Raw genomic sequence first — 10377 nt, 5'->3', positions numbered from 1 at the left:
GNAAGTGTTATAACGTAACATTTTCACGAATGAGCAGGAGCGCGATCACGCCATGACCACCGCCGTGCCCACCAATATCATCACCGGCTTTCTGGGGGTGGGTAAAACCACCGCTATTCAGCACCTGTTGCGCCACAAACCGACCGGGGAAACCTGGGCGGTGNTGGTCAATGAGTTTGGNGAAGTNGGNATTGANGGTGCCCTGCTNCGCGACGGCGGCGCNNGNGTGCGGGANGTGCCCGGCGGTTGCATCTGCTGCGTGGCGGGACTGCCCATGACCGTGGCGCTCAATCAACTGTTAGGGCGGGAGCGCCCGGACCGGCTGTTGATAGAACCCACTGGTCTGGGACATCCGGCGCAGATCATGTCGACACTGACCGGCCCCTTTTACCAGCAGGTACTGGACGTACGGGCGACGGTGACGCTGGTGGACCCGCGTAAGCTGGCCGACAGCCGCTACACCGACAACGAACACTTTCAGGATCAGATCGCCATCGCCGATGTACTGATCGCCAACAAACAGGATCTGTGCGCGCAGTCCGATTGGACGCGATGGGAGGCACTGGCGGCTGGGGCGTCACCGCCCAAGGCCTTGGTCGAGCGGGTGGGTCAGGGCGCCATTGATCCCGCCTGGTTGGACTGCCCGCGTTCGGGGCGGCCGTTACACCACCCGCACCTTCACCAGAACAACCCTCTGAAGGCGCCCACCGCGCCAGTGGAAACCCTGGCCTTTTTACCGGACGGCGAAGTCATGGCCCGGCGAGTCAATCAGGGCCAAGGGCACTTCAGCGTAGGCTGGGTGTTCACCCCGGACTGGGAATTCGACTATGACCGCCTGTTCAGTTGGCTCAATGGCTTGAGCGTTGCGCGGGTCAAAGCGGTGATGATTACCGGGGACGGTATATTCAGTTTCAACGGTCAGGACGACGTGGTCAGCGTCAGCGAACTGGACGAAACCCCGGACAGCCGCATTGAGTTGATTGATGATAANCCGATNGATGCGGATGACGTTGAGCGTATTCTCTTAGAATTGGTTGTGGCTGCTTAAGCTTGGGCAACGGCGGGTGCGCTTCGCTTACCGCGCCCTACGCGACCTGTCATGGGTTGCGTAGGGCGGATAAGGGCGAAGCCCGCATCCGCCGTAACCCAAGCCGCCCGCACCCGCCGTAACCCAAACGCTCAACGCGCACACCAACTACTCGGTGTACTCCACAATCTCCGCCGCGTCCATCGAATACACCGACAGCGCCATATCATTCTCGGTGCGCTCAAGCTTCAGGGTCCCGGACACCCAAAAAGGCGTGTACAGTGCATCGAGCTGGAAACCCTCCGGGTAGCTCACGAAAATGATCTGATTGGGCGGTGGGGGCGGCACATGAATGCAGGCGCCGTAATACGGCACCAGAAAGAACTCGCGGATGTTCATCTCGTCGTCGAACTCCAGCGGCACGATAAACCCAGGCAGGCGGATCTCGGTGTTGTCGAATTCCGGGCGGGTGTTGGTGGACACCAGAGCGTCTTCCCAGGTGCGGCCACCCTCACTGGCGGTGTCGCCCATGGCCTGGGCGATGGCATTTTCGACCTCGCCGGCCAGATCCCGATCCTGTGGGCGAAGCGACTGGTTGGCGGGGTCTTCCGCCAGCTCCTCATCGCTCAGGTCGCCGTGATCGACGGTGGGCATGGTTTCGAGCAGGCGCAGATCCTCCTCCGGCATCAAGTCGGTCCACTCGATGGTTTTCGGGGAATCCGCGAACGAATTGAGAGTCCATAGGACACCGAATATCAATGCCGCGCTCAGGTACCGGGGACGACGCATCTTCTAACAACTCCAACAACAGCTTTCAGGATTATGGACACTGACCACAAAAACACCCCAATGACTCCGGCCATCGCCCTGCGTGATGTGCAATTTGCCTGGCCCGGACAAAACACGCCCGTACTGGATATTCCGGACTTCAGTCTGGCGCCCGGTGAGCGCCTGTTTCTGTACGGTCCCTCGGGCGCGGGAAAAACCAGCCTGCTCAACCTGCTGGCGGGCATTGTCCTGCCACAGCGGGGCGAGGTAACCCTGCTCGGGCAGTCGATGGCCGCCCTCAGCGGTCGCCAGCGGGACCGGTTCCGGGCCCGACACATCGGGGTGGTGTTTCAACAGTTTAACCTGATTCCCTACCTGACCGTGTTGGCCAATGTGTGTCTGGCCGCGCATTTCGCCCGCCGCACACCGGAGGACGGCACCCCGGCGACCCCATCGGACGTCCGTAATCACGCCCGGGAACTGCTTTGTGCCCTGGGTTTACCCCCGGAAATCGCGGAACAGCCGGCCAGCACCCTGAGTGTCGGACAACAGCAGCGGGTGGCGGTGGCTCGGGCCCTGATTACCCGTCCGGAGATTCTGCTTGCCGACGAACCCAGCTCGGCTCTGGACAGTGACCACCGGGACGCCTTTATGGAGGTGATGCTCCGCCAGGTGGCCGACACCGGCAGCACCCTGATATTTGTCAGCCACGATCGCTCCCTGGCGACCGCGTTCGACCACCAGCAGGATCTGCGCGAGCTGTCCCGGGTATCCATCGGGGAGGAGCTTTGAGATGTTGACTCAGATTGCCCGCGCCAGTCTCTGGAACCGTCGTACCACCGTGGCATTGACGCTATTGGCCCTGAGTATCGGTGTCGCGCTGCTTCTGGGGATCGATCATTTGCGCCATCAGGCCAAGGACAGCTTCCGGCAGACCCTCTCCGGTACCGATCTGATTGTGGGGCCACGAGGAGGCCAGACCAACCTGCTGCTCTATTCGGTGTTTCAAATGGGGCAACCCGGCACCAGCTTGAGCCCGGACGCGTTTGAGCGCCTGGCGCACCACCCGATGGTGGACTGGGCGGTGCCGATCGCTCTGGGCGACGCGGTCCAGGGCTTCCCGGTGTTTGCGACTCACTGGTCCTACTTTGAGCGTTACCGCTATGGCCAGGACCAGCCTCTGGTGTTTGCCGAGGGCCGGCCTTTTGCCGCCCACAGCGATGATCAAGTGGTCCTGGGCGCCGCGGCCGCCCGCGAGCTGGGTTACTGGCTAGGGGATTCGCTGGTGGTGGCCCACGGCAGTGCCGGGGTGAGCTTCACCCACCACGATGATCATCCCATGACCGTAGTGGGCATTCTTGAACCCACCGGTACGCCCGCAGATCGGCGGGTGCATATGACGCTGTTGGCCATGGAGAGCCTGCATGGGGGTGAAGTTCACGACGCCCACCATAATCACGCTGACCATGGCGCTGAAAGCCATGAAGAGCCGCATGATGACGGTCATTCTGGTCAGAATCACCACGACCACGACCACGACCACGACCACGACCACGACCACGGTGATCATGAGCATCACAGCGCCGGCCATGGTGGGGCGCTTGAGCCGGCGCCGGGCAATATCAATGCGGTGCTTCTGGGCCTGAAAAGCCGGCCCATGGTCTTCGCCCTTCAGCGGGAACTGAACACCACCCGGAATGAACCCATGACCGCGATCCTCCCCGGCGTGGCGCTGACGGAGCTCTGGCAACTGCTGGCGGTGGCGGAGAACCTGCTGTATCTGATCAGCTTCCTGGTGTTGCTGGCGACGCTGGCGGGGATGATGACCATGCTGCTGGCGTCCATGGGGGAGCGACGAAGGGAGCTGGCGATACTGCGCACGGTCGGTGCCAGCGGCCTGACGCTGGTGCTGCTGATCGAGCTGGAGGTTGCTCTGATCACTCTGCTCAGTCTGGTGCTTGGAACCCTGTTGTTGATGGCGGGATTGGCGATCGCCCAGCCCTGGCTGGCCAGTGAGTTCGGCTTGTTTATCGCGATTAATCCGATGAGCGCACAGACCGCGTATCTAATGCTGGGCATACTGGGGCTGGCCCTGGTGATGGGGCTGGTGCCGGCGCTGGCCGCTTATCGGCGCGCCCTGGCGGCGGGGTTGAACCCCCGCCAGTAAGCCCGCCCGGCCAGGTACAAAATTGTCCCCAAGGGGATCGCAAATTACGCTATTGTTAGGACTGTGTGGGCCGGAGTTCGAGCCCGACGTTGGAGAATAAGGGAGAAGGTTATGGTTTTGCTGTCCATTGTAGTGCTGTTGGTGGTTATCGGTGTGGTCATCTACCGGCGCATTCCGCTGCCGTTGGGCTCCGCTGCGGTGGCCCTGACCTGGTATCTGTTGGGGTATCTGACTCCGGCCTTCTGGTCTCTGTGGCTGGTGGTACCACTGGCGGCGGTTCTCCTGATTCTCAACGTTCCGGCTCTGCGCCGCCCCGTGTTGTCCAAGCCGGTGTTCCAGGTGCTGGGCAAAGCCATGCCGAGCATGAGCACCACCGAGCGTGAAGCGCTGGAGGCGGGCACCACCTGGTGGGAAAAAGACCTGTTCAGCGGCCGGCCCGACTGGCACGAATTCGCGCAGATCGGTTTGCCCCAACTGACCCAGGAAGAGCAAAGCTTCCTCGATAATGAAGTGGAAGAGCTCTGCGCCATGCTCGATGAGTTCGACATCCACCATCATCGGAAGGATCTGCCCGAAGAGGCCTGGCAGTTCCTGAAAGACAAGGGCTTCCTGGGCCTGATCATCCCCAAGGAGTTTGGTGGTAGAGACTTTGGGCCCTACGCCCAGAGCCGGATCATGAGCAAGATCGCCAGCCGCTCCGGCACCACCGCCGTGACCGCCATGGTGCCCAACTCTCTGGGCCCCGGTGAGCTGTTGATGAAATACGGCACCGACGAACAGAAACAGCGCTGGCTCCCCGGGCTGGCCAACGGGACCGAAATCCCCTGCTTTGGCCTGACCGGGCCGGAAGCGGGCTCCGATGCCGGCTCCATTCCTGATGTGGGGATCGTCTGCAAAGGCGAGTTTGAAGGCCAGGAAGTGCTGGGTCTCAAGCTGACTTTCAGCAAGCGCTGGATCACCCTTGCGCCGGTGGCCACCGTGGTGGGCCTGGCGTTCAAACTGCACGACCCAGACGGCCTGCTGGGTGACTCCAGCAAATCCGACTACGGCATTACCTGTGCCCTGTTACCCGCCAACCATCCGGGTGTGGAAATCGGCAAACGCCACCATCCCGGCTCGCCCTTTATGAACGGCCCGATCAAGGGTCAGGACGTGTTCATTCCCGTGGACTGGATCATTGGTGGTGCGCCCATGGCCGGCAAGGGTTGGCGGATGCTGATTGAGTGTCTCGGTGCCGGGCGCGGCATCTCGCTGCCGGCGCTGGCCACCGCCAGCGGGGAAATGCTCTATCGCACGGTGGGGGCCTACGCCCGCATCCGTCGCCAGTTCAATACCGAAGTGGGCAAGTTTGAAGGGGTGCAGGAAGCGACGGCGGACATTGCCAGTTGCGCCTACACCATGGAAGCCTTCCGCCAGATGGTCACCAAAGGGCTGGAAACCGGTTCGCCCTCGGTGATGACCGCCATGGCCAAGTACCATGCCACCGAAATGATGCGCCGGGTGGTCAATCACAGCATGGACGTCGTGGGTGGTCGCGCCATCCAGCACGGCCCGCGCAACTTCCTGGCGTTGCCCTATCAGAGTGTGCCGGTGGCCATCACCGTGGAGGGGGCAAACATTCTGACCCGCTCGCTGATGATCTTCGGCCAGGGCGCCATGCGCTGTCACCCTTACCTGTTCGATGAGCTTCAGGCCATTCAGGCTCCGGATCAGGAGCAGGGGCTGAAAGATTTCGACAAGCTTTTTATCCGGCACATGGGGCACCTGTTCAGCAACCTGTTGCGGGTCAAACTGTTTGGCATTACCCGCGCCCGATTCAGCGGGGTGCCGGAAAACGCCAACGAGTTCAGTCGCCGCTGGTACCAGCGCATCAATCTGTTGAGTGCCGGCCTCGCGGTCACCTCGGATATGGCTCTGGGCATTCTCGGTGGCGACCTGAAGCGCCGCGAGCTGCTGTCTGCCCGACTGGGTGATGTGCACAGCCAGCTGTTTATCGCCTGTGCCATTCTGAAGTTCCACTCCGCCCATGCCCGCACTGATGAGGAAGATGCGCACGCGGAGTACGCACTGCGTCACGCCCTCTACACCGCTCAGGAAGCGCTGTACGATTTCTATCGCAACTTCCCGAAGCGCACCATGGCCTGCGCCCTCAAGTGGATGGTATTCCCCCTCGGCCGGGTGCTCACCAAGCCCGACGACAACGCCATCCGCACGCTCGGCGGCTTGATCCTGGAAGACAACCCGGTGCGCAAAGCCTTCCGCCCGTTTGTGTACGAAAACGATAAGGCCGACGACCCCATTGGCCGGGTGGAAACCACCTACCAGATGTTGCTCTCACTGGAGCCCACCTGGAGCACCTTTGTTCGCGCCCAGGCGAAAGGGGAGCTGACCGGGGAAACTCTGGATGAGCGCCTGGAGGACGCCGCCACGAAAGGCCTGATCCGCAACGAGGATATCGCCCGGCTCAAAGAGTACGATGCAAAACGCTACGATTGCCTGCTCACCGACGCGTTCGATAAGCTTTAGGAACTCGAAGCAGGTTTCGTGGATTACATGCGGCGGATGCGCTTCGCTCCGATGCATCGGACCGATCCGCCCTACGGGGAGGCTCGCAAGGTTTGCGTAGGGCGGATAAGGGCGAAGCCCGCATCCGCCGTAAATGACGTTCCCCAAAACAAAAAAGCCCGAGCGCTAGCTCGGGCTTCTCTAATATGGCGCACCTGGCAGGGTGAGGCCGGGCGTTTGCAAAGCACTGCTTTGCGCCCGAGCCGAACGGCACCGGGTTATGCCCGGTGACCGGCAATCCGCCAGTGCCTAAAAAAAAGCCCGAGCGCTAGCTCGGGCCTCTTAAATATGGCGCACCTGGCAGGATTTGAACCTGCGACCAACGGCTTCGGAAACCGCTACTCTATCCAACTGAGCTACAGGTGCGTACTTTCAGCTTAGGGCGTGGTCTGCGTAGGGCGGATAAGCGCTAGCGCATCCGCCGTTGCCCTCTTTCGGCACGGCCCAACACCCGAAGAGGGGCGGATTTTACATAAGCCGGCGGCGTTCGTCTATCCATCAGGCCGTGGTTGGCGCTTTTTCGCCTTCCAGATCCCGTAAATCCAGCGTCTTGGCCAGCTTCACCGTTCCCAGACTCTCACTCATGGTCCCGAACGGAAAGTCCGTCAGCATCCGCTCCAGTCGCGGCAGGCAGCGATGCAGGTTGGTGTAGTGACGAAACCGCGAGAACCAGCGGGCGTTGGGGATCCGGGGTTGCTCCGGGTCGATCTCCCAGGGGTGGAGGTAAAAGATCTGCGGCTTTTGGCCGCCGTTGCTGGCCTTGCGGAACAGCCAGCGGGATAGGGCATAGGGATATTGGCGGAAATAACCCCCACCGGCCGCGGGTACCGCCTGACCCAGCACTTTGGCGGTGGTCAGCGGAAACTCGGTCAATTCGGCACCGCTGGAGGTAATAATGCGGTAGGGCTCCTCCGGACTGCCTGGGATACCGTAGTTATCATGCCGGGTCGGAAAAATACTGGAATCCCAGGTGAAGCCCAGCTCTGCCAGGATATCCAGCGCCCAGAGCGATTGACGGGTGATGGAATAGCTCGCCGCCCGATAGCCGGTCACCGGCTGACCGGACAGGTCCTCCAGAATACGCTTGGAGCGGGTAGTTTCCTCCCGGAACAGTTCGGGAGTCTGGGTGTAAATCAGCCTATGACTGTAGCCGTGGGAGGCGATTTCATGGCCCTGGGCGTGAATCCGCTTGACCAGCTCCGGGTGCCGTTCGGCCACCCAGCCGAGAATGAAAAAGGTGATCTTGATACCTGCCTCGTCGAACAGCTGGAGGAGCCGATCGGTATTGGCTTCAACCCGCGACGGCCAGTGCTCCCAGTCCTCGGGTTTGACCACATCAAAGAAGGCCGCGACCTGGTAGTAGTCTTCGACGTCGACGGTCATGGCGTGGGTGACGGTTGATCGTTCCATGTAGCACCTTATCAACAAAGCGGAAAACGTGGGTTACGGCGGATGCGCTTCGCTTATCCGCCCTACGCCTACCTCCATAGGTCGTGTAGGGCGGATAAGGCCAACGGCCGCATCCGCCGTCACCAAACACTAAACCCGGTAATAATCCCGATACCAGCGAACAAAATTCTCAATACCCACCTCCACCGGCGTGCTGGGCTTGTAATCCACATCCTCAATCAGCGCGTCCACATCGGCGTAGGTATCCGGCACATCCCCGAGCTGCAGCGGCAACAGGTTCTTCTCCGCCTTCTTGCCCAGGCAGTCCTCCAGCACCTCAATATACCGCAGCAGCTCCACCGGGCTGTTACTGCCGATATTGTACAGGCGGTAGGGCGCCTTGGACGTGGCGGGGTCCGGCTGATCACCGCTCCAGTCCGGGTTGGCTGGCGCCACATGGTCCAGGGTGCGGATTACGCCCTCGACGATATCGTCAATGTAGGTGAAATCCCGACGGTGGTGGCCGTAATTGAACACGTCGATCGGCTCGCCGGCCAGAATCTTGCGGGTGAAAATGAACAGCGCCATATCCGGGCGTCCCCACGGGCCGTACACGGTGAAGAAGCGCAGCCCGGTGGTGGGAATGCCGAACAGGTGGCTGTAGGTATGGGCCATCAGCTCGTTGGACTTTTTGCTGGCGGCGTAAAGGCTCACCGGGTGGTCCACGTTGTTGTGCACCGAGAAGGGCATCGCCGTATTGGCGCCGTAGACCGAGCTGCTGGAGGCATACACCAGGTGCTCGGTGCCGAAGTGGCGACAGGCCTCCAGGATATTGATGAACCCGGTAATGTTACTGTCGATGTAGGCTTGGGGGTTCTCCAGAGAGTAACGAACTCCCGCCTGGGCCGCCAGATTGACCACCCGGTCGGGCTTGTGATCCTTGAACACCTGATCAATAGCGGTCTTGTCCTGCAGATCCGCCCGGATATCGGTAAAACCCTTATGGGGGGTAACCCGCGCCAGGCGGGCTTTCTTGATGTTCACATCGTAATAGTCATTGAGGTTATCCACCCCAATCACCTCGTCGCCGCGCTCCAGCAGCCGTAAGGCCAGATGGTTGCCAATAAAGCCGGCGGTGCCGGTAACCAGTACTTTCATAACGTAATCCCGTTGTTTTTGCCGGCGCTACAGGCGTCCGTCCACCTGCTCTTTGGGCAGAATATGCTTCACATCATAAAGCACATGCTGAGCTTTCCCCAGTTTCCGGATGGCGTCGTGGCCCATAGCGCGGAACTCCTGGTGCCCGACGCATAAAACGATGGCGTCGTAGTGCCCCTGACGGGGCTCGGAAACCAGTTTGAGGCCATATTCCAACTCCGCCTCCTCGGGATCCGCCCAGGGGTCGTAAATGTCAACGTTGGAGTGATATTCCTGGAACTCTTCAATGATATCCACCACCCGGGTGTTGCGAAGATCCGGGCAGTTCTCCTTGAAGGCCAGCCCCATGATCAGCACGTTGGCGTCCACCAGGTGCAGCTTCCGCTGGGTCATCATCTTGACCACCGAGGCGGCGATAAAGTGGCCCATCCCATCGTTGATGCGCCGCCCGGCCAAAATCACCTCTGGATTGTACCCGACCTGCTGCGCCTTGTGGGTCAGGTAGTAAGGGTCCACACTGATACAGTGCCCGCCGACCAGGCCTGGCCGAAACGGCAGAAAGTTCCATTTGGTTCCGGCTGCCTCCAGTACCTCGAGGGTGTCGATGCCCAGCCGGCTGAAAATCAGGGAGAGCTCGTTCACCAGGGCGATATTGATATCCCGCTGGGTGTTCTCAATGACCTTGGCGGCTTCAGCCACTTTGATGCTACTGGCTTTGTGGGTGCCCACGGTCACTACGCGCCGGTACAGCGTATCGATATAGTCCGCTGCCTCCGGCGTGGAACCGGAGGTCACTTTGACGATGTTGTGCACCCGGTGCTCTTTATCGCCGGGGTTGATTCGTTCCGGGCTGTAACCGGCAAAGAAGTCCCGGTTGAACGTCAGGCCGGAGCCTTGCTCGATGATGGGCACACACACTTCTTCGGTGCAGCCCGGGTAAACGGTGGACTCGAAAACCACCAGGCTGTTTTTGCCGATCACCCTCCCAAGCAGTTCGGAGGCTTTTTCCAGAGGGGTCAGGTCGGGTTGTTTGCTGTCGTTGATCGGGGTGGGGACGGTCACGATGTACACATCGCAACCTTTGATGTCGGCTGGATCAGAGGTAAAGCTCAAACGCTCGGACGCCTGCAGCTCGGCCGGACTGACTTCCCGGGTGTGATCCTGCCCGTTTTTAAGCTCGGCAATCCGCTTGGGGTTGATGTCGAACCCGCAGGTCTGAATCTGTTTTCCAAACTCGGCCGCCAAAGGCAGACCGACATAACCCAGGCCAATTATGCAAAGGGTGGGTTCACTGGCGAACATA

8 protein-coding genes and 1 tRNA gene are annotated in these 10377 nt (G+C 60.7%); 4 read left to right on the top strand and 5 right to left on the bottom strand.

The genetic code is table 11. The features are described 5' to 3' along the window. Window positions 1-52 precede the first annotated feature (52 nt). On the top strand, window positions 53-1048 hold the full coding sequence (locus CMG77_RS05775; RefSeq protein ID WP_286903748.1) for a CobW family GTP-binding protein: 996 nt from the start codon (window positions 53-55) through the stop codon (window positions 1046-1048). Window positions 1049-1195: 147 nt separating this feature from the next. Here the strand turns inward: CMG77_RS05775 and CMG77_RS05770 are convergent, their stop codons facing one another. Then, entirely contained in the window at window positions 1196-1816 is a 621-nt protein-coding gene (locus tag CMG77_RS05770) for a DUF3299 domain-containing protein (RefSeq protein ID WP_286804202.1), read from the bottom strand. Window positions 1817-1849: 33 nt separating this feature from the next. On the opposite strand from CMG77_RS05770, the gene CMG77_RS05765 reads away from it, so the two are divergent. From CMG77_RS05765 to CMG77_RS05755, 3 genes are all read left to right on the top strand, one after another. After that, on the top strand, window positions 1850-2587 hold the full coding sequence (locus tag CMG77_RS05765) for an ABC transporter ATP-binding protein (protein ID WP_286804203.1): 738 nt from the start codon (window positions 1850-1852) through the stop codon (window positions 2585-2587). Between the two features lies 1 nt (window position 2588). Continuing rightward, window positions 2589-3962 carry an ABC transporter permease gene (locus CMG77_RS05760; protein WP_286875586.1) on the top strand — a complete coding sequence of 458 codons (1374 nt, stop codon included), beginning with the start codon at window positions 2589-2591 and terminating at the stop codon, window positions 3960-3962. A 111-nt stretch (window positions 3963-4073) separates the two neighbouring features. Beyond that, window positions 4074-6488, top strand: a complete 2415-nt coding sequence (locus CMG77_RS05755) for an acyl-CoA dehydrogenase (RefSeq protein ID WP_286903747.1) — start codon at window positions 4074-4076, stop codon at window positions 6486-6488. 328 nt (window positions 6489-6816) lie between these two features. Here CMG77_RS05755 and CMG77_RS05750 read toward each other — a convergent pair. The 4 genes from CMG77_RS05750 to tviB form a co-directional block, all read right to left on the bottom strand. Next, window positions 6817-6893 (bottom strand) — tRNA-Arg (locus tag CMG77_RS05750). A 132-nt stretch (window positions 6894-7025) separates the two neighbouring features. After that, window positions 7026-7937 (bottom strand): XrtA system polysaccharide deacetylase, encoded by a 912-nt coding sequence (locus CMG77_RS05745; RefSeq protein ID WP_286804207.1) that lies wholly within the window; start codon window positions 7935-7937, stop codon window positions 7026-7028. 129 nt (window positions 7938-8066) lie between these two features. Further along, entirely contained in the window at window positions 8067-9074 is a 1008-nt protein-coding gene (locus CMG77_RS05740; protein ID WP_286804208.1) for an NAD-dependent epimerase, read from the bottom strand. A gap of 27 nt (window positions 9075-9101) precedes the next feature. Beyond that, the gene (tviB, locus tag CMG77_RS05735) at window positions 9102-10376 is read right to left on the bottom strand and encodes a Vi polysaccharide biosynthesis UDP-N-acetylglucosamine C-6 dehydrogenase TviB (protein WP_286804209.1); all 1275 of its coding nucleotides are present in this window, start codon (window positions 10374-10376) and stop codon (window positions 9102-9104) included. Between the last annotated feature and the right edge of the window lies 1 nt (window position 10377).

This window comes from Marinimicrobium sp. (assembly GCF_002695945.1).
GTDB classification, from domain to species: Bacteria; Pseudomonadota; Gammaproteobacteria; order Pseudomonadales; family Cellvibrionaceae; genus Marinimicrobium; species Marinimicrobium koreense.
Note: the sequence above shows the minus strand (reverse complement) of the source record. Positions and strands in the feature narration are given on the sequence as shown.

What these genes read in the sequence shown, in the direction of transcription:
- CMG77_RS05745 (WP_286804207.1), bottom strand. Translation starts at nt 7,937, where the DNA reads ATGGAACGATCAACCGTCACCCACGCCATGACCGTCGACGTCGAAGAC.
- CMG77_RS05770 (WP_286804202.1), bottom strand. Translation starts at nt 1,816, where the DNA reads ATGCGTCGTCCCCGGTACCTGAGCGCGGCATTGATATTCGGTGTCCTA.
- tviB (WP_286804209.1), bottom strand. Translation starts at nt 10,376, where the DNA reads ATGTTCGCCAGTGAACCCACCCTTTGCATAATTGGCCTGGGTTATGTC.
- CMG77_RS05740 (WP_286804208.1), bottom strand. Translation starts at nt 9,074, where the DNA reads ATGAAAGTACTGGTTACCGGCACCGCCGGCTTTATTGGCAACCATCTG.
- CMG77_RS05755 (WP_286903747.1), top strand. Translation starts at nt 4,074, where the DNA reads ATGGTTTTGCTGTCCATTGTAGTGCTGTTGGTGGTTATCGGTGTGGTC.
- CMG77_RS05765 (WP_286804203.1), top strand. Translation starts at nt 1,850, where the DNA reads ATGGACACTGACCACAAAAACACCCCAATGACTCCGGCCATCGCCCTG.
- CMG77_RS05760 (WP_286875586.1), top strand. Translation starts at nt 2,589, where the DNA reads ATGTTGACTCAGATTGCCCGCGCCAGTCTCTGGAACCGTCGTACCACC.